This window comes from Achromobacter sp. Marseille-Q0513 (assembly GCF_018195695.1).
GTDB lineage: Bacteria > Pseudomonadota > Gammaproteobacteria > Burkholderiales > Burkholderiaceae_B > Achromobacter.
In genome coordinates this window covers 1-20,781 of record NZ_JAGTJY010000058.1, presented here as the reverse complement: position 1 = coordinate 20,781, position 20,781 = coordinate 1, and the positions used below count along the sequence as shown (strand labels likewise).

Sequence of the window (20,781 nt, the reverse complement as noted above, 5' to 3'; positions counted from 1 at the left end):
GGGCGTTCCTATAGGTCCATGTCTGCGTAGAGGCGGGGTTCGTCCGCCAGCAGCGTGGTGAAGTCCATGACGTTGACGGCGGCCGATATGAGAAATCCCTGCGCACAGTCACAGCCTATCTTGCGCAGGTATTCCAGGTCGCTGGCGGTTTCGACGCCTTCGGCGGTGACTTGCAGGCCCAGTTGCCGGCCCAGCTGCACGGAAGACAGCAGCGCGGCGGCGCGGACGCTGTCGTGGGCCGCGCCGCTGACGAAAGCCCGGTCGATCTTGAGTTCGGTGAACGGCGTGGATATCAGGGTGTACATGGAGCTATAGCCTTTGCCGAAATCGTCCTGAGCCAGTCCGAAGCCCTTCAGGCGCAGCCGGCTGGCTCCCATGTAGTACTGCCCCGGCACGGAAGTGGTTTCGTCCTCGAGCAGTTCGAACGTCACGTCTTCAGCCGGCACGCCGCTGGCGGCGACGGTATTGTAAAGCTCATCCGGCAGCAGGGGATTGTCGAGCAGTCGGGTAGGCAGGTTGACCGACACCGGCACCTTGAAACCCAGTTTGCGCCAGCGCCGGTAGGCGGACAGCGCGTCTTCGAGCATGCGGGTCAGCAGGGCCTGATTCAGGCCGTGCCTGTGCACCGCGCCCAGGAACGACGCCGGCAGCATGAAGCCGAATTCCGTGTGATGCCAGCGCGCCAGCGCTTCGGCGCCGACGATGTTGCCGGTGGTCAGGGCTTTCTTGGGTTGGAACCAGGCCTGGATCTGGCCGGTGCGCAACGCCCGCTCCAGGGTCTTGCGATCGAACAGCGCGTCCTGTTCATGGCCGCTGACGGCCTCGGATGCCGCATGCCGGTCCAGGCGCAGATGTTGCGCCAGTCCTTGCGCGTGTTCCCGGGTCAGCGGCTTGGTGTAGGCGCCGATCACCGCCAGGCCTTTTTCCTTGGCCATGAGGCTGACGCTGTTCATGATGCGGCGCGAGCAGGCGGTCGTGATGGCCAGCATGGGGTTCAGGCGCAGTTGCGCCAGTTCGCTGATGAGCTGCACGCCGTCCATGCCCGGCATGCTGAGATCCATGAGGATGAGGTGGTACGCATGGTGCCGGGCCAGCGTCAGCGCCTGTTCGGCGGTATGGGCCGTATCCACCTGGGTGAAGCCGGCATCTTCCAGCAGGCCGGACATCTGGGCGCATTGGAATTCATGATCGTCCAGTACCAGGACCTTGTATTCGGATAGCATTTCAACTCCGAGGGACTTTCACCGCTTGCAGTGTCTGGCGCAAGACATTCAGAGGCAGGGGTTTCACCAGCAGGCTGGTCATGCCCGCGTTCATGCCCCGGCGTTGTTCGTCGGGGAAGGCATTCGCCGTGATGCCCAGGATCGGCTGCTGATAGCCGCGTTCGCGCAGCATCCGGGTCAGCTCGTAGCCGTCGACCAGGGGCATGTTCAGGTCGGTCAGCACGGAATCGAACGACAGGGCGTCCGGCAGCGCCAGCGCTTCCTGGCCGTTGCTGGCCGTGACGACGGTGCAGCCCAGGTGTTCCAGCTGCTCGCGCAGGATCAGTTGGCTGATGGGGTTGTCTTCGACCACCAGAACTCGCAGGTCGACAAGTTCGTGCTTGGCCGGCTGGCCGTAGTTCGTGGCGTGCGCGGAACGGCCCAGGGCCAGCCGCAGTGCATGCGCGATGTTGGACAGGCTGTAGCAGCTGGCGAACCAGGTCCGCCGGCCATCTTCCACGCGCGGCTTCATGCCGGGCGGATGCGTGATCACGGTGGGGCCGGTCCAGTGGGCGGGTTCCGGCGCGTATGGCCAGGCCTGCAGCAGCACGGCGGCGTCGACGCGCGGGCTGCCGGCTGGCGGATAGGGTACCGCCGCCGCGCCCCAGCGCCGGAGCCAGCCGCACAGGTTCGAGACGATCTCGGGCACCGAGCTCTGCACGTAGATCATGGCGTTGCCGGACAAGGATACCGGCGCTTCGGCGGGGTCTTCCGCGGTTGGCAGCGTGATTTCGAAGGTGATGCTGGTGCCCAGCCCGAGCTCGCTGACCGCGGTGAGCGAGCCGCCCATCATGTCGGACAGCCGGCTGCAGATGGACAGGCCCAGGCCGGTGCCGGGCAGGCGCACGTTCTTGTCCGTGTCGACCTGGTAGTAGGGTTCGAACAGGCGGGCCTGATGCTGGGGCGCGATGCCGGAGCCGGTGTCGGCGACCTGGAAGGCCAGGGTCGACAGGCCGCGTTCGCGCCGTATCAGGCGCAGCCTCAGCACGATCTGGCCGGCTTCCGTGAACTTGATGGCGTTGCTCATCAGGTTGTCCAGGATCTGGCGGATGCGCGTGCTGTCGCCATGCAGCGCGGCCGGAGTCGCCGGGTCGGAGATGGCATAGGTGCGCAGGCCCTTGCCATGGGCGCGCGCGGCATAGCTTGCCGCGACGTTGTTGAGCAGTTCCACGGCCGAGAACGGCGCTTCCTCGAGCGCGACATGACCGGCCTCGATGCGGGAAAGGTCCAGCGTATCGTTGACCGTGCGCAGCAGCGTCGACGAGGATTGCTGGATGGTCTCCAGGTACTGCTCCTGCTGTACGTTCACCTTGGTCAGTGAAAACAGTTCCAGCGTGCCGAGAATGCCGTACAGCGGCGTGCGGATCTCGTGGCTCATGGTGGTGAGGAAGACGGTCTTGGCATGATTGGCGGCCTCGGCATCGCACTTGGCCTGGAGCAGCGATCTTTCGAACTTCTTCAGTTCGGAAATGTCGCTGATGCCGCAGAGCACCACGTCCTCGCCCTGATAAGTGGTGGGAGCGAATGTCAGATACGCGCTGCGGCCGTCGTCCAGCGTGTATTCACGGCCCGCTTTCGCGCCTTGGTGGGCGAGGATTTCCGCGCGCCAGCCCGGGGTGTCCTGGAACCAGTGGCGCGCCATTTCATTGGACATGACCGGCGTGCCGTCGCTGCGTCGCAGCAGGCACAGGCCCACTGGCGCGACCTCGATCAGTTTGCGGTTCAGCGACACGCTGTCGGCCAGCGCTTCGTATTGACGCAGCGCCGGCTGGACCATGTGCCGGCGGATGTAGCGGACCCGCAGCAGCACCAGGGCCAGGATCAACGTCGTGACGACCGCCGCCGTCTTGAGGGTGGCGGCGTGGTCGCGCAGCACCTGCCGCAGCGAGATGTAGTAGACCAGCCGCCAGCCGTCCTCGCCGACCTGCTTGCTCAGGGCCAGGTGGGTGGGCGGCCAGCCGTCGCCCAGCAGGCGGAAGGAGTCCTCGCGCTGGTCGGTGACCTCGCCTTCGAACATGGGGGCGCCGGGGCTGTGCATCACGGGCCGATTGTGCTCGTCGAACAGCGAGTAGGTGCTGCCGCCGAGATTGGCGGGATTGACCGCCGCGTCCACGCCGGCGACTTCCAGGCCGATCCAGCCGGACTGCGGATCGCCGACTTCAAGGGGCGTATACAGGAAGAGGCGCTGCGCGGTATCCATCGGCGGGTGCAGCCAGATGATGGGCGGATGCCCGTCCTGCCGCGGCGGGATGTCGGTGTGGCGTAGCAGCGTCTGTGTCAGCCATTCCTGGATGCGGGGAGACATGCCGGGCGCTGCGCGCGTGCCGTGCGAGTCGATGCGCATGGTGGCATTGCGCCGCAGGGACGTGTGGACCATGGTGGCGTTGGCCAGGCCGACGTTCAGCAGGTCGCGGGGCGTCAGCACCAGCGCCCAGTCGTATTGGCCGGGCTCCTCGGGCAGGGGCAGGACTTCGATCTGGCGGGTGTTGCCGAAGTGGCTGGGGGTTTCGGAGATGGGGGCCTTGTCGGTGTTGCGCACCGCCGAGGCGAGGATCGAGCGCAGCAGCGATTCGCGCTGGTCGAAGAACAGTTGCGCGTCATAGGCCGCCGCATTCATCTGGCGGCGGTAGCCGGAGACGGCGTTGCTGAAGGTCCAGTGCAGGTACAGGGTGGCGCCCACCACGACGCAAAAGAGCGTGGCCACGGCGAAAAATTGCAGCAGTACGGACGCCGCTCGGGGTGCGTCTTCGGAGGCGGTGGCGGGGGGGCTCAGATCGTTTACCGGCATTTCCTGCATGGTAGGAAGCCGGGCCGGGTCCGGATATGAGAAGAATCTTAAAAACTGCCGAGGCTTTTGAGGGGGATCGTCGGTGGCCGTCGGTGGGCGGGAGGCTTCCGCCGCCGGCGAGGTCTTATGGCCATGGTGGCGTGGTCTCTAGGAAAGTTCAGAAAACAACAATGATTCAGAATTTTCTTGTTCAAGGGGCGGTGCCTGTTGGGCACCATCGGCACGATATCCACCCATGGCAGAGGCCGGCGGCAGCTCGCCGCGGTTTCCTGGCGCGGCAGCTCAGGCGGGTTGGGGCCAAGGCAGGCTCCGCCACTATCGGTATTCGAGGCCAGCATGATCTTCTCACCGGGCTGTCGGCCCGCCCCAATCGAGCGCGTCCCTTTCCCATTTCGCACGTGGCGAGTTCCGGTGCCCGGCATGCGCCGCCTTCCCGCTGCCCGGAGCCGCCATGCATGACGAGTCGCGCGCCTGGGCGCTCTATGAAGACTCGGTGCTGTTGAGATTCCAGCCCGTGTTCACCGCGCAGGGCCAGGTCCATGAATACGCCGTGCAGGGACGCAGCCGCGCTTCGCCCTGGCAGGGCCTGGCGCCGTCGGATATGGGCGCCAGCCTGTTGGCCGGCGTGGCGTTCTTCAACAAGTACGAGCTGCCCATAGACCTGTCCGTCGAGCACGCCATGGACATGGACGCCGAAGGTGATCTTGCCGCGCGCCTGTGCGGCGATCTGGGCATCGCCTTGACCGGCGACGCGCTCTGGGTGAACAGGCAAGCCGACCATGACCAGGACGGCCCGCTTTCCGTTCCCGCCCGCCGCGTGACGTTCCTGTTGCCCATGAACATCCAGCTCTGCCGGCAGGCCGAGCTGTTTCTTTGCTATCCCGAGTTCAATGCGAAATTGCGCGCGCGTCTTCTGCCGACCGCCATCGGCGGCGTGCCGTCCACGCATGGCGTGCTGCGGGCGCTTGGCGTGCGCGTCGACATTCCCGATGGCTTTTCCGAGAACCAGGCCTTGCAGTGGCGCTTCTTCAGCCTGATGGAGCGCGCCTGGAGCGCCAATCTGCAACTGGCCGTGCACCGCCTGGACGCCATGCGCGACTTCGCCTGGTTGCGCCGGCATGGCGACCTGCTGTTCCAGGGCTCGGCCTTGTCCACGGCGCTCAGCCCGGAATGCCTGGACGCCTGGCTGCGCGCCGATGGCAACGCGTGGCGCAGCTTCAGCGCCGCCACCACGCGCTGGAGCCAGGCCTGCAGCCTGGCGGCCTGAGCCTCCATCCCGCGCTTGTCACTGCCCGGGCGCGCCGCCTGGCGGCGCGTTCAGGCGTTGGCGTCGGATTGCAGGCGTCCCAGGATGAAGCCGTCCACGGCGGCGATCCGGCCGCGCCACAGGGTGGGCTGGCCCGCGATGGGCGCGCCGTCGGCGCTGAAGAACAAGGCATCGGCCAGATGGATGTAGTTGGGCAGCGGTTCGGCCGGCTGGGGCTGGCGGAAGACGTCGCCCAGTTCCGCCAGCGAGGCGCGCACCGCCTGGCGAGTATCGTTCGCCTGGCCGTCCAGCGCGTCAGCGAAGCCCGACGCGAAGGTGTCGAAGTATTCGGCGCCCGACACGATCGAGCCCGACACCAGCATGCCGCCCATTTGCAGCGTGACGCCGATGCTCTTGAGCTGTCCGCCGTTGTTCACCAGGTTCACGAGGAACTGCAGGAACGCGTCGGCCTGGGGGACTTGGGCGGAAACGGGGGCGTCGTCGGGGAGGATGTCTGAGCTCATCGGGATTCTGAAGACAGGTGTGGGCGCGCGGATCAGCCGCGCGCGGGACTCACAAGATACCCGAAGGCCGGCGCAAAAATCCATGACACATATCCAAATCAGGGATCAAGGCGACAGAAGCGCCGCAGCTTCGCGCTTTCGCTTGCCGGCCGGCGGCTTATCTTGCCAGGCTGCGGGCTCTTTTGCCCGTGGCCTGGGCCCCGCCGCACCGGCATCGGGCCTCGTCTTTTCCGAATTCTGCACAGGGATCATCATGACTCGCATGGATGGATTGGGAATGTCGGCCGACGCGGGGATCGCGTCTTCGGCCGTGCGTGGCGGCGTTGCGGGCGGAGCGTTCCGCACGGCTTTCCAGGATGCGCAGCTGCGCGCGGCGCCGGCATTCGCCGGCGGCGTGTCGGGCGCGGTCCGGGCCGCGCCTTCGGACGCCGAACGGGAGTTCATGGAATTCGCCGGCATGTCCCTGCAAGACAAGATGCTCTATTCGGCCCTGGCCTCGCTGGGCATTTCCAAGCAGAAGTTCGACGCCATGTCGCCGGCCGAGAAGCAGGAAGTGCTGAAGAAGGTGGCGCTGCTCATGGAGCAGATGACGCGCGCCGAAACCGAAGGCCGCAAGTCGGTCTGAGCGTTTTCAGGCGCTGCGCGCCAGGCCGCGAGCCAGCCGTTCGCCGGCGACTCGCAGCCGCTCGACGAGCGCGGCGGGTTCCAGGACCTGGAATTCCACGTCCAGGGCCATCAACCAGTACGTCAGGCTGTCCAGCGAGGCCGCGCTGCAACGCAGCAGGCAGCGGGCGTCGTCGACCTCATCGATCTCGCCGGCGGCGGACGGGATGCGGGCGGCCATGGCCGCCCGCGGCGCATGCAGCACGATGCGCGCCTGCGCCGGATAGGCGCCGAGTCGCAGCGTGCGCGAGACGTACTCGCGCAGGTCTCCCCCGCCAGGCGAGGGACGCGGCGTGAAATGCGCGCCCACAGTCGCCGGCCCGGCAATGCGGTCCAGGCGGAAGATGCGCCAGTCGTCGCGCGCCGGATCCCAGGCCACCAGGTACCAGCGCTGGCTGGCATGCGCCACGCCTTGCGGTTCCACCGTGCGCGAGCTGGCCTGGCCGCGCCCATCCTGATAATCAAACGCCACCCGCAATTGATCGCGGCAGGCCGCCGCCAGCGTGGCCAGCAACGCCGCGTCCACCGTGGGGCCATGTGGCTCCAGCGGCACGACGGCGGCGCGCAGCGCGTCGGTGCGCCGTCGCAGGCGCGCCGGCATGACCTGTTCCAGCTTGATCAGCGCGCGCAGCGCGGTTTCCTCGATGCCGGCCACCGAGCCGGCGGCCGCCGTGCGCAGCGTGATGGCCACCGCCAGCGCTTCCTCATCGTCCAGCAATAGCGGCGGCAGCGCCTTGCCGGGACGGAAGGCATAACCGCCGGCGATGCCGCTGCTGGCGTGGATGGGGTAGCCCAGCTCGCGCAGCTTGTCGATATCGCGTCGCAGCGTGCGCGGATGCACCTCAAGCGTCGTGGCCAGTTCCGGGCCGCTCCAGTGATTGCGGGTCTGCAGCAGCGACAGCAGGCGCAACAGGCGGTTGGTGGCGGTGAGCATGAGGTGGCTGGCGTAGGGGCGGCGAAAGGGGAGGGCCGGATCGCGGCATGCCGGATGGCGATTGAGGGCGGAATATGTCCGCAATGAATTCTACAGTGCGCTGCGTTGGCCCGGGCGTTTCCTGTCCCGGCCCGTCTCAACGGAGCATCGTCCATGTCCATCGTTTTCTATTGGCACCCCAATTCCAGCGCCTCCCCCATCGCCAGCGCCCTGGCCGAGCTGGACGTGCCGCACGAGCGCGTCAGGATCGACATCAAGGCCGGCGAGCAGCGCCGTCCGGAATTCCTGGCCCTCAATCCCAACGGCGTGGTGCCGACGCTGACGGTGGACGGCGCGCCGATGTTCGAGGCCCTGGCCATCCATCTGTGGCTGGCGGAACGCCATGGCGTGGATCGCGGGCTGTGGCCGGCTGCGGGTACGCCCGAGCGCTTGCAGGCCATGTCGTGGTGCACCTGGGCGTATGTCTCCTATGGCGCGGCATTCTGGAGCCTGAACCTGGCCATCCGGGGAGAGAGCGGCGCCCACAATGAGGCGCTGGCGCAGCAATCGCTGGCGCGCCTGGACCAATTGCTGGCGGTGCTGGACGGCCATCTGGCCGGGCGTCCCTGGATGTTGGGCGCGTCCTATTCGCTGGCGGACCTGGTGGTCGGCTCCGTGCTGCGCTACAGCGTGTTCCTGGGCGCGCCCGTCGCCTCCCATCCGCGCGTGCAGGCCTGGCTGGACAAGGTGACGGCGCGCCCGGCCATGCAGCTGGAACAGGGCTGAGCGCCGGCGGCGCGGGCCGCGAGCGCAGGTCGCAGGTTCCAGCCTGCCGGGTCAGCGCAGCGGCATCGCCACCGGCCGCAGCGGCGCCGCGTCGCCGCCGCGGATCTTCAGCGGGCCGCCGATGAAGGCAAACTCATAAACCTGGTCGCGCGACAGCTCGTCCAGCGCGGCCAGCTCGATGATGGGCACGCCTTGCTGCGCCAGCAGATAGGTGTGCAGCGGCACGTAGTCGTCGGCCACCTCGGACGGGAAGGTCTCGAAGCTGAGGTTGTCGGCGCCCAGGATCATGGCGCCGCCTTCCTCGACCAGGTAGCGGGCGGCGTCCAGGCCCATGCCGGGCGGCTTGGCCATGTAGGCGGCCGGGTCGTTGTACAGCTTCATGCGGCCGGTGCGGATCAGCACGATGTCGCCCTGCTGCAGCTCGGTCTTCTGCCGCGCCAGCGCGGCCTTCAGGTCCTGGCGGGTGATGCGGTACTGGTCCGGCAGCATGTCCACGCCCTTGAGCGCGGCCACGTCGATCAGCACGCCGCGCGCCACCAGCGGCGGGAATTTCTCGATGCCGGTGCGCTTCCAGCCGCGATCGCCCAGATGTTCGTCGGCGCGAAAGCCGTTCCAGATCTTGCCGTGGATGCCGAAGTGGTTGAGCGCGTCGATGTGCGTGCCGGTGTGGCTGTACATGGAAAACGCCGTGCCGGTGTAGCTGCGCACCGCGTTCATGTCCTTGCCCACGCCCATGGGATCGTCGACCTCGGTGCCGCGCGGCGTGTGGGTCATCCAGAATTGATAGCGGGGATCGCCGGCATCCTGCCAGCTGGGCATGCCCATGTAGTACTCGGTGGCCAGGTCATAGACCTTGCCGCCGGACACGCGCGACATGACGGCGGCGCGCGATTCGGGCGTGATCAGGTTCAGCCGGCCAATTTCGTCATCCGGGCCCCAGGGGCTGATGCCGACCTCCTGGCCGGGAGCGGGCGCGCGCGACGGCGCGCCGTGCGCATGGGCGTTCAGGCTGAGGGCGGCGCCGAGCGCCAGGCCGAGCAGATTGCGGGTAAAGCGTGCGTTCATGATGTACCTGTGTCAGTGATGGTCCGCGTGCGCGGACAACGATGAAATGGGAAGCCGCCGGGTGGTTCCGGGGCGGGAGGATCGGGCTCAGGCCTGGGCCGAGGCTAGCGCTTGCAGGCGCTGGCGCAGCGCGGCCAGCGGGGTGGTCTGCAGCCGGGCCAGGTCGGCGCCGACGATCAGCGTGGGAATGGAACGGATGCCCAGGCGCATGGCGGCGTCGCGGTCGGCCTGCACGCGCTGGCGCGCTTCCGGGCCTCGCATGCGTTCGGCGAAGGCGGCGCGGTCATGACCCAGGGCCACGGCGATGTCCAGCAGCACGTCGAGATCGCCGATGTTGCGGTGCTGGCTCAGGTGCGCATCCTGGATCGCGTCGAACATGTCCCAGTGGCCGGCGTCGCCCGCGACCAGATGGGCGGCCTGGCAGGCCAGCGCGCCGGCCAGGCCGCTCGGGTATTCGAAGTTCTCGGCGCGCATGCCTTCGACATCGATGCGGGGCTGGTCCTCATGGCCGAGGCAGGTTTCCCAATGGCCCAGGATCACGCTCTTGGCGCGCGCCATCGAGCCGAAGACCTGGACCATCTGCTCGCGGTTGTCCTGCAGCACGAAGCTGCGCTGGCGCACCTGGATACCCAGTTCGGCGGCCACCTGGCGCAGCCGGGGAGACATCACGTAGCACCAGCTGCAGACCACGTCGTGGAAGAAGTCCACGGTCAGCGGGGCGGAAGCGGGGGTGGGATTCATGTTGGCGTCCTTGCGGTTTCAATGGACGCCAGCTTACGGACCGCCAGGCGCGGCAGTAAGCCCATGGCGGTTGCGACTCTATTCGCTGGGCGTCAAGAATCGCCGGACAGGGTGGCGGGCAGATGCTCGGCCAGGAAGTCCACGAAGGCCTTGACCTTGGGCTGCAGGTGGCGGCTGGTGGGATAGACCGCGTAGACGTGCCGGGGCGCGGCCGGCAGGTCCGGCAGCACGCGCGCCAGGCGGCCATCGGCGATGGCCGGGTTGGCCAGGAACGAGGGCAGCGCGCCGATGCCCAGGCCGGCGACCAGCAGGTCGCGCAGCATCAGGCTGTTGTTGACCTGGACGAGGTTCTGGACGGCCGCCGCGTCCGGGGCCTGTCCGGATTCCTCGACCGAGGCGGCGCCGTCCGCCAGGCTGTAGCTCAGGATCGCATGCCCGCGCAGCGCGTCCGCGTCGCGAGGATGGCCGTGCGCTTGCAGATAGGACGGCGCGGCGCACAGCACCTGCGTCAGCGATACCAGCCGGCGCGCGATCAGGGTGGAATCGTCCAGCTGCGCGCGCAGCCGGATCGATACGTCGAAGCCCTGGCCCACCGCGTCGACCAGGCGGTCTTCCATGGACAGGTCCAGGCGCAGCTCCGGGTACTGCTGCAGGAAGCGCGCCAGCAGCGGCGACAGCACGCTCAGCGCGAAGGACAGCGGCGCGTTCACGCGCAGCCTGCCCGAGACGCGCTGGGACTGCCGGCGCACGGATTTTTCCAGCGCGTCCAGCTCGTCCAGCAGCCGGCAGCACTCGGCGTAGTAGGCCGTGCCGGTGTCGGTCAGGCTCATCTTGCGGGTGGTGCGCTGGATCAGCACCGCGCCCAGATGCGATTCCAGGGCCCGCAGCTGCTTGCTGAGGCCGGCGGACGACATGTCCAGGTCCTCGGCCGCCTTGGCGAGGCTGCCCAGTTCCACGATGCGCCGGAAGGCGCGCATGTAGTTGAAAGTGTCCATGGCGGGGGCGGATGAAAGCGAATCCCGCGATTCTGCAGCGATCCGCGCCATTCGCCAAACGCGGCGCGGGCGGCCCGGCGCGGCCGGTGCCGTCGTGCACGGCATAATCGTGGGACGACGCAACACCAGAAAGGAGATTCCGCGCATGTCCATCATTCGTTCCTGGCGTATATTCCTGGCCGCCGCGCTGCTTGTGGTCGCCGAAGGCGCCGCCGCCGCGCAGGGCGACGCCGGCGCCGAACTGTTGAAGGCCGCCGGCGACGGCGATGTGCTGCGGATCAAGGCCCTGCTGGCCGACGGCGCGCCGCTGGAAGCGCGCGACGAGGACGGCAATACGCCTCTGCTGCGCGCCACGCTGGGCAACCACGAAGTGGCGGCCTCGGTCCTGATGAAAGCGGGCGCCGACGTCAACGCCAGGAACCGCATCGAGGACAGCGCCTACCTGTACGCCGGCGCGCGGGGCTACAACGAGATCCTGACGCTGACGCTGCGCCATGGCGCCGATATCCGCAGCACCAACCGCTATGGCGGCACCGCGCTGATTCCGGCCTGCGAGCGCGGCCTGGCCGAAACCGCGCGCCTGCTGCTGCGCGCCGGCGTCAATCCCAACCACGTCAACAAGCTGGGCTGGACCGCGCTGCTGGAGGCCATCATCCTGGGCGACGGCGGGCCGAAATACCAGGCGACCGTGCTGGAACTGCTGTCCTTCGGAACCAATCCGGACGTGGCGGACGCGGACGGGCGCAGCCCCCTGTGGCATGCCCGCGAGCGCGGTCAGGACGCCATCGTCGACATGCTGCGCGCCGTCGGTGCGCGCTGACGGGGCGCGCCGCAGACTCACGACAGCTGGCCGCGCAGCCGGTGCAGGCCCGCCAAGGCCAGGGCCACGCCCGCCCAGGCCAGCGCCAGCGGCACGGGCGAGCCGAACGGCAGCCACGACGTCGCCGCCAGCAGCAACCCAAGCAGGCTGTAATAGCCCAGGCTGAACAGCGCGCCGGCCCGGCCCAGGCAGTCGCCGTAGCGCCGCAGCGCCGGCCCCAGCAGGTTCGGGATGGCCAGGCCGTAGCCCGCGAAGATGGGCAGCGCGGCCATGGCCCACCAGACGCCGGGCATGGGAGCGAGCCAGATCGCCAGTCCCTGCGCCGCCACGCCGGCCGCCACGCAGCGCAGGCCCAGCGCCACCCGCCGCGCGGGGCCTTGCGAGGCCGGCAGGCGTCGGTTCCACAGCGCGCCTAGGGTGCCGGCCAGCGCCACGGCCATGCCGATCCAGCCGAAGCCCAGCCACGGCAGCGGTCCCGTCATGAAGGGGCCGGCCGCATAGAACGAGAAGGCCAGCAGATTCAGGCCGGCCACCAGCACGGCCGTGCACAGCAATTCGCGGTCGCGCAGCATGCGGCGCGCCAGCCGGAGCATGGGCTGGGGCGCCGTCGGCGCCGTCCGCGTTTCGCCGACCCGGGCCCATCCGGCCGCCAGCAGCAGGCCGGCCAGCGCCGCGATGCCGCCCAGCACGCCGCGAAAGCCCGCCTGGTCAGCCAGCAGCTGGCCCGCCAGCGGCCCCAGTGCTGGCGACCAGGACAGCACGGCGCCCAGCATGATGAAGCAGCGGGTCAGCGCCTCGCCCTGCAGGCGGTCGCGCAGCATGGTCTGCGTGGTGATGGAGCAGGTGGCCAGTCCCAGCGCCTGGACGAAGCGCCCGGCCAGCAGCGCCTCGAATCCCGGCGCCCAGGCGGCGCACAGCGTGCCCGCCAGTCCCGTGCACAGGCCGGCCAGCAGCGCCGGTCGCCGGCCCCAGGCGTCGCACAGCCAGCCCCACAGCAGCACGCCGACGGCGAAGCCCAGGAAGTAGATGCCCATGACGGACTGCGTCAGGGCCGCGTCCAGCCGCCAGTGGCGCGCCAGGTCGGGCAGCGCGGGCGCGAGTATGGTTTCCGCCGCTTGCGGCAGGGCCAGCAGGGCGATGAGCAGGGCGGCCGGCGGCAGGCCGTCGCGGCGCGAAAGAGCGGAGGCGTTCATGGTGCGCAAGCAAAAAGCCGCTAGCGTAGTCAGTCCAGGTGGCGGAAAATCACGATGTTCAGCCACAAAACATAGAGAATCGGACAATGCCGATTTCCCCCCGCCATGCCGTGATCGATCCGGATCAGGCCCTCTGCCCGGTCATCGGGCTGGGCGTGGACGGCCACGCGCACGTCTCGGGTTGGCACAGCCATCGCCGCGGACAGCTGCTGTTCCAGGCCCGGGGCAGCATGACCCTGTACCTGGCCGACCGGGTCGGTGAACTGGCGCCGTTGCAAGCGGCCTGGCTGCCCGGCGGCTGCACGCACCGCGCGACGATGTCGGGCGGCTATGCCTTTCGCAGCCTGTACTTCGACCCTCAGGCCTATCCGGACCTGCCGACGCAGCCCCGTGTGCTGGACGTCAACCCGCTGCTGCGCGAGCTGATCCTGCGCGTCGTGCCCTGGCCGGGCGATGGCCCGCTGGACGCCGCCCGCGCGCGCATCGTCGACACCCTGCTCGATGAGTTCGCGGCATCGCCGTCACGGCCCATGCCCCTGCCGATGCCGTCCGACCGCAGGCTGCGACCCATCGCGGCCGAACTGTTGAAGAATCCGGCTTGCGGTTTGTCGATAGAGGAATGGGGCAGCCGGGTCGGCGCCAGCGGACGGACGCTGGCGCGCCTGTTCATCGCCGAAACCGGCCTGTCGTTCACGCGCTGGCGCACGCAATGCCGGCTGCTGCTGGCGCGCGCCCGGCTGGCCGAGGGCGCATCGGTGACCACGGTGGCGCATGCCATGGGCTATGCCAGCGACAGCGCCTTCATCGCCATGCACCGGCGCGTCTACGGCGAGCCTCCCGCGCGGCTGTTGCGCCAGTCCGCCGAGATGGCCGAGGCCACGGCGGCGGATGCGCCACGGAACCCGCCTGGCGCGCAGGACGAGCCTTACTGCCCTTGACGGGCAGGGGAACGGCAGGGATCAGCGCCGCTGGCGCGCCCGCCGCTCTTCGCGCACGACCAGGGCCACGCCCACCAGCAGCATCAGCGCCAGCCCGTACCAGGTGACGGCATAGACCAGGTGATTGTTGGGGAAGCTGAGCACCGTCAGCCCGCCCACCGGCGCGGTCTTGGGATCGCGCGCGGCGCCGTCCGGGTCGGCGTCGATGAAGTAAGGAGCGATCTTGTCCAGGCCGCGCGCGGCGGCGATGGCCGGCAGGTCGCGGCCATACCAGAGGTTGGCGGCCGGGTCGTTGTTGCGCAGGAAGCCCTTGCCGGACTCGCCCATGCGCAGCAGGCCGGTCACGCTGGCCGTTGCCGGGGCGGGCGGCGCCGAGGCCGCCGCAGTCTTGCGCCACTCGGGCAGCACGAAGCCCCGGTTGACCAGCACGATGTCGCCGCTGTCCAGCCGCAGCGGGGTCATGACCCAGTAGCCGCTGCCCAGGTCCGTGGCGGCCTGCACCAGCGTCTGCTTGTCGTACAGGTAGCTGCCCGACGCCGACACGCGCCGGTACTCGGCGTTGTCCGGGGTCAGCGCCGGCCATTCTGCCGCTTGCGGCGCGGGCACGGGCGCGGCATGGGCGCGCGCGTCGACCTTGGAGATCAGGTCGCGCTTCCAGGCCAGGCGCTCGACCTGCCAGGTGCCCAGGCGCAACAGGCCCAGGAACAGGGCGAGCGCGACCAGGCCCAGGATGACCAGGGTCGTCGCGCTGCGGGGATTTCGGGGGGTATCGCCGGTGGGATCTTTTACTGCCGCCATCAACTTCTAGCCGCCATCAGGGCATATTCCGCATGTCGTGGGTCGACACGGGCATCATGTTGGAATTCAGGTGGTACATGATCCAGATGGATCCGCTGAGCGTGATCACCACCAGGACCAGCGTGAATATTAACGCCAACATGTTCCAGCCGCTTTCCGAGCGGGCGTCCAGGTGCAGGAAGTAGACAATGTGGACCACGATCTGCACCGCCGCGAAGGCCAGTATCACCAGCGCCGTCGTGCGCGAGCTGGGGAACACCTTGCCCATGACCAGCCAGAACGGGATCGCGGTCAGGATGGCCGCCAGCACGAAGCCGGTGACGTAGCCCTTCAAGGTGCCGTGGCCGCCCTCGTCCTCGTCGTGATGGCCGTGGTCGTGATCGTGGCCGGCGTGGCCGCTGTGCGCGTTCATGGCAGCACTCCCATCAGGTACACGAAGGTGAACACGCCCACCCAGATCAGGTCCAGGAAGTGCCAGAACATCGACAGGCACATCAGCCGGCGGCGGTTCTCGGGGATCAGGCCGTGCCGGCGCACTTGCAGCATCAGCGTCACCAGCCAGACGATGCCGAAGGTGACGTGCAGCCCGTGGGTGCCGACCAGCGTGAAGAAGGAGGACAGGAAGGCGCTGCGCTGCGGCCCGGCGCCGATGTGGATCAGGTGGGCGAACTCATAGATTTCCAGCGACAGGAAGCCCAGGCCCAGCAGTCCGGTGATGGCCAGCCAGCCCTGGGTGGCGCCGACCCGGTTGCGGCGCATCTCCAGCATGGCGAAGCCGTAGGTGATGGACGAGAGCAGCAGCAGCGCCGTGTTCACCGCCACCAGCGGCAGGTCGAACAGGTCGGCGCCGGACGGGCCCGCCGCATAGTTGCGGCCCAGCACCCCGTAGGTGGCGAACAGGCAGGCGAAGATGAGGCAGTCGCTCATCAGGTAGACCCAGAAGCCCAGCAGCGTGCCGTTCTTCGGGTGGTGCTCGCCGGGCACGTGGAAGCTCAGCTGCTCCGGCTGCGGGGGCGGCACATGATGGCCGGGCAGGGGCGGGGACAGGGTTTCAGCCATGGTTGCTCAGCAGTCGGGTGCGGGCGTCTTCGCTGCGCACGACCTCATCGGCCGGCACGTAGTAGTCGCGCTTGTAGTTGAAGGTATGGACGATGGCCACGATGATCAGCGCGGCGAAGCTCAGCACCGTCAGCGGCCACATGTGCCAGATCAGCGCGAAGCCCATCACCACGCTCAATCCCGCCAGCACGATGCCGGCCCAGGTGTTCTTCGGCATGTGGATCGGAATGAAGCCGGACGTCGGCCGCTGGTAGCCGTGCTGCTTCATCTGCCACCAGGCGTCCTGGTCGTGCACGCGCGGCGTGAAGGCGAAGTTGTAGACGGGCGGAGGCGAGGACGTGGACCATTCCAGCGTGCGGCCGTCCCAGGGATCGCCGCTGTCGTCGCGCAGCGCGTCGCGGCGGCGGTAGCTGACCACCAGCTGGATCAGGAAGCTGGCGATGCCCAGCGCGATCAGCAGCGCGCCGAAGGCGGCGACCTGGAACCAGATCTGCAGCGAGGCGTCCTCGAAGTGGCTGACGCGCCGCGTCACGCCCATCAGCCCCAGCACGTACAGCGGCATGAAGGCGAAGTAGAAGCCCACCAGCCAGAACCAGAACGAGCACTTGCCCCAGAACGGATCGAGCTTGTAGCCGAAGGCCTTGGGGAACCAGTAGGTGATGCCGGCCATCAGGCCGAACAGCACGCCGCCAATGATGACGTTGTGGAAGTGCGCGATCAGGAACAGGCTGTTGTGCAGCACGAAGTCGGCCGGCGGCACCGCCAGCAGCACGCCGGTCATGCCGCCGATCACGAAGGTGACGATGAAGCCCATGGTCCACAGCATCGGCACCTCGAAGCGGATGCGGCCGCGGTACATGGTGAACAGCCAGTTGAAGATCTTGGCGCCCGTCGGGATCGAGATGATCATGGTGGTGATCCCGAAGAACGAGTTCACGCTCGCCCCGGATCCCATGGTGAAGAAGTGGTGCAGCCAGACCAGGTAGGACAGCACCGTGATCACGACCGTGGCGTACACCATGGACGCGTAGCCGAACAGGCGCTTGCCGCAGTAGGTGGACACGACCTCGGAAAAGATGCCGAAGGCCGGCAGGATCAGGATGTAGACCTCGGGGTGGCCCCAGATCCAGATCAGGTTCACGTACATCATCGGGTTGCCGCCGAAGTCCGCCGTGAAGAAGTTGGTGCCCACGTAGCGGTCCATCGACAGCAGCGCCAGCACCGCGGTCAGCACGGGGAAGGCCGCCACGATCAGCACGTTGGTGCACAGCGACGTCCAGGTGAACACCGGCATGCGCATCATGGACATGCCGGGCGCGCGCATCTTCACGATGGTCACCAGCAGGTTCACGCCGGACAGCAAGGTTCCCACCCCCGCGATCTGCAAGGCCCAGATGTAATAGTCCACCCCCGCGTCCGGACTGTGCAGGATGCCGGACAGCGGCGGATACGCCAGCCAGCCGGTGCGCGCGAATTCGCCCACGAACAGCGACATCATCACCAGCGCGGCGCCGCCGGTGGTCATCCAGAAACTGAAATTGTTCAGGAACGGAAAGGCCACGTCGCGCGCGCCGATCTGCAGCGGCACGATGTAGTTCATCAGGCCCGTGACCAGCGGCATGGCCACGAAGAAGATCATGATCACGCCGTGCGCGGTGAAGATCTGGTCATAGTGGTGCGGCGGCAGGTAGCCGGTGGAATCGCCGAAGGCGATGGCCTGCTGCAGCCGCATCATGATGGCGTCGGCGAAGCCGCGCAGCAGCATGATGATGCCCAGGATCATGTACATGATCCCGATCTTCTTGTGGTCGATGCTGGTGAACCACTCGCGCCACAGGTAGCCCCATTTGCCGTAGTAGGTGATCGCGCCCAGCAGCGCGATGCCGCCCAGCGCCACCATGGCGAAGGTGGCGATCAGGATGGGCTCGTGCAGGGGAATGGCGTCCCAGGTCAGGCGGCCGAAGATCAGCTTGGCGAGGTCTGTTTGATCCGTCATCTTGATTCCTGGATAGAAGACCGGGGTTGCGCCGCGCCGCCGTGCTCGGTGGCCGGCGCGCGGGCGGCTACATGGCCAGTTCCGAGGCCGAGGTGCACATGGCGCCCACGTACTGCCTGGGCGGCCCGTCCAGCCCGATGCGCGCGCGCGTGGCGGCGTCCAGGCTGGCCAGGTTGCGCGCGCCGGGCAGGCCCATGCCGCCGCGGGCGTCGATGGCCATGGCGTCCTTCATGCACATGCGGTTGGTTTCCACGCAGCGGTTGACGATGGCGTCGAACAGGCCGGACGCGACGCTGGCGTATTGCTGGACGGGGTTGCGCTCGCTGGGCTGTTCGAGCTTCAGGTAGGCCGCGCGGTCCAGCGTGGCGCCCGAGGCGCGCGCGCCGGCGATCCAGCGGTCGAAGCCGGCCTGGTCCACGCCGTGGAAGCGGAAGCGCATGCCGGAGAATCCCGCGCCGCTGTAGTTGGCCGACAGGCCCTCGTATTCGCCGGGGTGGTTGATGACCGCGTGCAGCGTGGTCTGCATGCCGGGCATGGCGTAGATCTGGCCGGCCAGCGCCGGCACGAAGAAGGAATTCATCACCGATGACGAGGTGATCTTGAACTGGATAGGGCGATCCACCGGCGCGGCCATTTCATTGACGGCGGCGACGCCCTGCTCGGGATAGAGGAACAGCCACTTCCAGTCCAGCGCCACCACTTCCACCACCAGCGGCTTGGTGCCGGGCGGCACTTCGCGGCCCTCGGACAGGCGCGCCAGCGGACGGTAGGGATCGAGCTGGTGGGTGCTGACCCAGGTCAGCGCGCCCAGCGCGATGATGATGAGCAGCGGCGCCGCCCAGATCAGCAGCTCCAGCACGGTGGAGTGGTTCCATTCGGGATCGTAGTGCGCGGCCTTGTTGTTGGCGCGGTAGCGCCACGCGAACAGGAAGGTGAGCAGGATCACCGGCACGATGATCAGCAGCATCAGCACGGTGGAGATGATGATCAGGTTGCGCTGCTGCAGGGCCACGTCGCCGGAGGGCGAGAGCAGTACCGCATTGCATCCGGAGAGCAATGGCAGGGCGGCAATCAACATCCATCCGCAAAGCCTTGGGAGAGACAGCATGGCCATACCCCGAAACGTAACCGTGGGAGCTAAACCGAACACTACGCTGGAAGCCGCCAAAAATCTAGGGTAAAAAGAGCAAAAGTATGCGGGACCCAACATGCCGTGCCGTGCCAAGGCCCTTTGCGGGCGCGGCTTGCCGGGCATAGGGGGTGCCGCATGCGGATGTGTTGCAAGAGCGTAGGCCAGGCGTATTACAACCCTCCTTTCAGCGAGCAATCACATGGCGACCACCACGCGATATCCCGGTCATGCCCCCGCCGTTCCCGAGCCGGGCGCGGCCGGACACGGTGGCCACGCCAAGGTGGCGCCAGGCGAGATCGCGGTGGGGGTCATCGTCGGGCGCACCTCCGAATACTTCGACTTCTTCGTCTTCGGCATCGCCTGCGTGCTGGTCTTTCCCAGCGTGTTCTTCCCGTTCGAGCCGGCGCTCGAGGGCACGCTCTGGTCCTTCGTCATCTTCAGCTTCGCCTTCATCGCGCGGCCCATCGGCACCGCGCTGTCCATGGCCATCCAGCGCCGCTGGGGGCGCGCGACCAAGCTCACCGCCGCGCTGTTCCTGTTGGGCACGGCCACCGTGGGCATGGCCTTCCTGCCGGGCTACGACGTGATCGGCATGCACGCCATCACGCTGCTGGCGGTGTTCCGATGCCTGCAGGGCCTGGCGCTGGGCGGCTCCTGGGACGGTCTGCCGTCGCTGCTGGCGCTGAACGCGCCGCCGCAGCGCCGCGGCTGGTACGCGATGCTGGGCCAGCTGGGCGCGCCCATCGGCTTCATGGTTGCCAGCGCGCTGTTCCTGTTCCTGCATCTGACGCTGACCCAGGCTGATTTCCTGGAATGGGGCTGGCGCTATCCCTTCTTCGTGGCCTTCGCCATCAACGTGGTGGCGCTGTTCGCGCGGTTGCGCCTGGTCGTGACCGAGGAATACACGCAGTTGCTCGAAGAGGGCGAGCTCGAACCCATCGCCATCGTCGAGATCGTGCGCGACCAGGGCTACAACCTGTTCCTGGGCGCCTTCGCGGCCCTGGCCAGCTACGCGCTGTTCCATCTGGTCACGGTGTTCCCGCTGTCGTGGATCGCGGTCAGCGGCACGCAGCAGATATCCGATGTGCTGATCGTGCAGATCGTGGGCGCGGCGGTGGCCATCCTGGGCACGATGGTGTCCGGCTGGATCGCCGACCGCATCGGCCGGCGCACCACGCTGGGCCTGTTCGCCGCGGCCATCGGCGTGTTCGCGCTGGTATCGCCCTGGCTGCTGGGCGGCGGTCCGAAGTCGCAGGACGCCTTCATCCTGATCGGTTTCGCGCTGCTGGGCCTGTCCTACGGGCAGGCCTCGGGCACGGTCACGGCGAACTTCACGCGCCGCTTCCGCTACACCGGCGCGGCGCTGACGTCCGACATGGCCTGGCTGTTCGGCGCGGCTTTCGCGCCGCTGGTCGCGCTGGGCCTGTCGGCGCGCTTCGGGCTGGTGGCGGTCAGCGTGTATCTGCTGTCCGGCGTGGCTTGCACCCTGCTGGCGCTGCGCGTCAACAAGGCGCTGGAAGACACGCGCGACTGAATGGCATGTCGCATGCCGCGCGCGGCGCTATGGAGGGAACTATCCCCCGTAGCCTTCCAGGACGTTGGCGACGTTGGTGCCGACTTCTTCCACCGCATAGCCGCCCTCCATCGTGAAGACGGCCGGCAGCCCCAGGCTCGCCAGGTCGCGGCCGACCTGCAGGTAGTCGGCGCTGGCCAGCTTGAACTTCGAGATCGGATCGCCTTCGAAGGTGTCCACGCCCAGCGCGATCACCAGCGCGTCGGCGCGGAAGTCCTGTACCGCGCGCATGCCGGCGCGCAGCGCCTCGCGCCAGCCGGCGTAGCCGGTGCCGGCGGCCAGCGGCAGG

Annotated in this window: 19 protein-coding genes and 1 pseudogene; 6 read left to right on the top strand and 14 right to left on the bottom strand. The window is 68.0% G+C overall.

What is annotated here, in order from left to right:
• Nucleotides 1-8 precede the first annotated feature (8 nt).
• Entirely contained in the window at nucleotides 9-1,223 is a 1,215-nt protein-coding gene (locus KDH83_RS14175; protein ID WP_212316804.1) for an EAL domain-containing response regulator, read from the bottom strand.
• A gap of 1 nt (nucleotide 1,224) precedes the next feature.
• Complete coding sequence (locus tag KDH83_RS14170) at nucleotides 1,225-3,966, bottom strand: ATP-binding protein (protein ID WP_349291628.1); 2,742 nt, start codon at nucleotides 3,964-3,966, stop codon at nucleotides 1,225-1,227.
• A gap of 535 nt (nucleotides 3,967-4,501) precedes the next feature.
• On the opposite strand from KDH83_RS14170, the gene KDH83_RS14165 reads away from it, so the two are divergent.
• Nucleotides 4,502-5,317 carry a hypothetical protein gene (locus KDH83_RS14165; protein ID WP_212316794.1) on the top strand — a complete coding sequence of 272 codons (816 nt, stop codon included), beginning with the start codon at nucleotides 4,502-4,504 and terminating at the stop codon, nucleotides 5,315-5,317.
• A gap of 50 nt (nucleotides 5,318-5,367) precedes the next feature.
• Here the strand turns inward: KDH83_RS14165 and gvpU are convergent, their stop codons facing one another.
• Nucleotides 5,368-5,820, bottom strand: a complete 453-nt coding sequence (gene gvpU / locus KDH83_RS14160; RefSeq protein WP_212316792.1) for a gas vesicle accessory protein GvpU — start codon at nucleotides 5,818-5,820, stop codon at nucleotides 5,368-5,370.
• Between gvpU and KDH83_RS14155 the strand changes: the two genes are divergently transcribed.
• Entirely contained in the window at nucleotides 5,807-6,445 is a 639-nt protein-coding gene (locus tag KDH83_RS14155) for a hypothetical protein (RefSeq protein ID WP_212316790.1), read from the top strand. The genes gvpU and KDH83_RS14155 overlap by 14 nt on opposite strands.
• A 6-nt stretch (nucleotides 6,446-6,451) precedes the next feature.
• On the opposite strand, the gene KDH83_RS14150 is transcribed toward KDH83_RS14155, so the two are convergent.
• The gene (locus KDH83_RS14150; RefSeq protein WP_212316788.1) at nucleotides 6,452-7,417 is read right to left on the bottom strand and encodes a YafY family protein; all 966 of its coding nucleotides are present in this window, start codon (nucleotides 7,415-7,417) and stop codon (nucleotides 6,452-6,454) included.
• A gap of 153 nt (nucleotides 7,418-7,570) precedes the next feature.
• Between KDH83_RS14150 and KDH83_RS14145 the strand changes: the two genes are divergently transcribed.
• Complete coding sequence (locus tag KDH83_RS14145) at nucleotides 7,571-8,182, top strand: glutathione S-transferase family protein (RefSeq protein ID WP_212316786.1); 612 nt, start codon at nucleotides 7,571-7,573, stop codon at nucleotides 8,180-8,182.
• 51 nt (nucleotides 8,183-8,233) lie between these two features.
• Here KDH83_RS14145 and KDH83_RS14140 read toward each other — a convergent pair whose 3' ends face one another.
• From KDH83_RS14140 to KDH83_RS14130, 3 genes are all read right to left on the bottom strand, one after another.
• Nucleotides 8,234-9,247 (bottom strand): cyclase family protein, encoded by a 1,014-nt coding sequence (locus tag KDH83_RS14140; protein WP_212316784.1) that lies wholly within the window; start codon nucleotides 9,245-9,247, stop codon nucleotides 8,234-8,236.
• An 87-nt stretch (nucleotides 9,248-9,334) separates the two neighbouring features.
• Nucleotides 9,335-9,988, bottom strand: coding sequence for a DsbA family protein (locus tag KDH83_RS14135; RefSeq protein ID WP_212316782.1), 654 nt, complete (start codon nucleotides 9,986-9,988; stop codon nucleotides 9,335-9,337).
• A gap of 92 nt (nucleotides 9,989-10,080) precedes the next feature.
• Nucleotides 10,081-10,983, bottom strand: coding sequence for a LysR family transcriptional regulator (locus KDH83_RS14130; RefSeq protein ID WP_212316773.1), 903 nt, complete (start codon nucleotides 10,981-10,983; stop codon nucleotides 10,081-10,083).
• 145 nt (nucleotides 10,984-11,128) lie between these two features.
• Here KDH83_RS14130 and KDH83_RS14125 point away from each other — a divergent pair, with 145 nt between their 5' ends.
• On the top strand, nucleotides 11,129-11,803 hold the full coding sequence (locus tag KDH83_RS14125) for an ankyrin repeat domain-containing protein (protein ID WP_212316771.1): 675 nt from the start codon (nucleotides 11,129-11,131) through the stop codon (nucleotides 11,801-11,803).
• A 17-nt stretch (nucleotides 11,804-11,820) separates the two neighbouring features.
• Here KDH83_RS14125 and KDH83_RS14120 read toward each other — a convergent pair whose 3' ends face one another.
• Nucleotides 11,821-12,996, bottom strand: coding sequence for an MFS transporter (locus KDH83_RS14120; RefSeq protein ID WP_212316770.1), 1,176 nt, complete (start codon nucleotides 12,994-12,996; stop codon nucleotides 11,821-11,823).
• 86 nt (nucleotides 12,997-13,082) lie between these two features.
• On the opposite strand from KDH83_RS14120, the gene KDH83_RS14115 reads away from it, so the two are divergent.
• Nucleotides 13,083-13,934 carry a helix-turn-helix transcriptional regulator gene (locus KDH83_RS14115; RefSeq protein WP_212316768.1) on the top strand — a complete coding sequence of 284 codons (852 nt, stop codon included), beginning with the start codon at nucleotides 13,083-13,085 and terminating at the stop codon, nucleotides 13,932-13,934.
• A 21-nt stretch (nucleotides 13,935-13,955) separates the two neighbouring features.
• Here KDH83_RS14115 and KDH83_RS14110 read toward each other — a convergent pair whose 3' ends face one another.
• The 5 genes from KDH83_RS14110 to cyoA form a co-directional block, all read right to left on the bottom strand.
• Complete coding sequence (locus KDH83_RS14110; RefSeq protein ID WP_212316766.1) at nucleotides 13,956-14,732, bottom strand: SURF1 family protein; 777 nt, start codon at nucleotides 14,730-14,732, stop codon at nucleotides 13,956-13,958.
• 16 nt (nucleotides 14,733-14,748) lie between these two features.
• A complete protein-coding gene (gene cyoD, locus KDH83_RS14105) occupies nucleotides 14,749-15,144 on the bottom strand; it encodes a cytochrome o ubiquinol oxidase subunit IV (RefSeq protein ID WP_103276038.1) in 396 nt (131 codons plus the stop codon).
• Entirely contained in the window at nucleotides 15,141-15,791 is a 651-nt protein-coding gene (gene cyoC, locus KDH83_RS14100; protein WP_212316764.1) for a cytochrome o ubiquinol oxidase subunit III, read from the bottom strand. The genes cyoD and cyoC overlap by 4 nt, the downstream gene beginning before the upstream one ends.
• Entirely contained in the window at nucleotides 15,784-17,787 is a 2,004-nt protein-coding gene (gene cyoB / locus KDH83_RS14095) for a cytochrome o ubiquinol oxidase subunit I (RefSeq protein WP_212316762.1), read from the bottom strand. Before cyoB ends, cyoC begins: the two co-directional genes overlap by 8 nt.
• A 67-nt stretch (nucleotides 17,788-17,854) precedes the next feature.
• A complete protein-coding gene (gene cyoA / locus KDH83_RS14090) occupies nucleotides 17,855-18,895 on the bottom strand; it encodes a ubiquinol oxidase subunit II (RefSeq protein ID WP_212316760.1) in 1,041 nt (346 codons plus the stop codon).
• Between the two features lie 223 nt (nucleotides 18,896-19,118).
• On the opposite strand from cyoA, the gene KDH83_RS14085 reads away from it, so the two are divergent.
• The gene (locus KDH83_RS14085; RefSeq protein WP_212316758.1) at nucleotides 19,119-20,453 is read left to right on the top strand and encodes an MFS transporter; all 1,335 of its coding nucleotides are present in this window, start codon (nucleotides 19,119-19,121) and stop codon (nucleotides 20,451-20,453) included.
• A 39-nt stretch (nucleotides 20,454-20,492) separates the two neighbouring features.
• Here KDH83_RS14085 and KDH83_RS14080 read toward each other — a convergent pair.
• Nucleotides 20,493-20,781: pseudogene (locus KDH83_RS14080) on the bottom strand (histone deacetylase family protein); the annotation flags it as partial.

Bases quoted from the DNA above. Each gene is read 5' to 3' on its own strand.
- KDH83_RS14175 (WP_212316804.1), bottom strand. From the start codon at position 1,223: ATGCTATCCGAATACAAGGTCCTGGTACTGGACGATCATGAATTCCAA.
- KDH83_RS14165 (WP_212316794.1), top strand. From the start codon at position 4,502: ATGCATGACGAGTCGCGCGCCTGGGCGCTCTATGAAGACTCGGTGCTG.
- KDH83_RS14155 (WP_212316790.1), top strand. From the start codon at position 5,807: ATGTCTGAGCTCATCGGGATTCTGAAGACAGGTGTGGGCGCGCGGATC.
- gvpU (WP_212316792.1), bottom strand. From the start codon at position 5,820: ATGAGCTCAGACATCCTCCCCGACGACGCCCCCGTTTCCGCCCAAGTC.
- KDH83_RS14150 (WP_212316788.1), bottom strand. From the start codon at position 7,417: ATGCTCACCGCCACCAACCGCCTGTTGCGCCTGCTGTCGCTGCTGCAG.
- KDH83_RS14145 (WP_212316786.1), top strand. From the start codon at position 7,571: ATGTCCATCGTTTTCTATTGGCACCCCAATTCCAGCGCCTCCCCCATC.
- KDH83_RS14140 (WP_212316784.1), bottom strand. From the start codon at position 9,247: ATGAACGCACGCTTTACCCGCAATCTGCTCGGCCTGGCGCTCGGCGCC.
- KDH83_RS14135 (WP_212316782.1), bottom strand. From the start codon at position 9,988: ATGAATCCCACCCCCGCTTCCGCCCCGCTGACCGTGGACTTCTTCCAC.
- KDH83_RS14130 (WP_212316773.1), bottom strand. From the start codon at position 10,983: ATGGACACTTTCAACTACATGCGCGCCTTCCGGCGCATCGTGGAACTG.
- KDH83_RS14125 (WP_212316771.1), top strand. From the start codon at position 11,129: ATGTCCATCATTCGTTCCTGGCGTATATTCCTGGCCGCCGCGCTGCTT.
- KDH83_RS14120 (WP_212316770.1), bottom strand. From the start codon at position 12,996: ATGAACGCCTCCGCTCTTTCGCGCCGCGACGGCCTGCCGCCGGCCGCC.
- KDH83_RS14115 (WP_212316768.1), top strand. From the start codon at position 13,083: ATGCCGATTTCCCCCCGCCATGCCGTGATCGATCCGGATCAGGCCCTC.
- KDH83_RS14110 (WP_212316766.1), bottom strand. From the start codon at position 14,732: ATGGCGGCAGTAAAAGATCCCACCGGCGATACCCCCCGAAATCCCCGC.
- cyoD (WP_103276038.1), bottom strand. From the start codon at position 15,144: ATGAACGCGCACAGCGGCCACGCCGGCCACGATCACGACCACGGCCAT.
- cyoC (WP_212316764.1), bottom strand. From the start codon at position 15,791: ATGGCTGAAACCCTGTCCCCGCCCCTGCCCGGCCATCATGTGCCGCCC.
- cyoB (WP_212316762.1), bottom strand. From the start codon at position 17,787: ATGACGGATCAAACAGACCTCGCCAAGCTGATCTTCGGCCGCCTGACC.
- cyoA (WP_212316760.1), bottom strand. From the start codon at position 18,895: ATGCTGTCTCTCCCAAGGCTTTGCGGATGGATGTTGATTGCCGCCCTG.
- KDH83_RS14085 (WP_212316758.1), top strand. From the start codon at position 19,119: ATGGCGACCACCACGCGATATCCCGGTCATGCCCCCGCCGTTCCCGAG.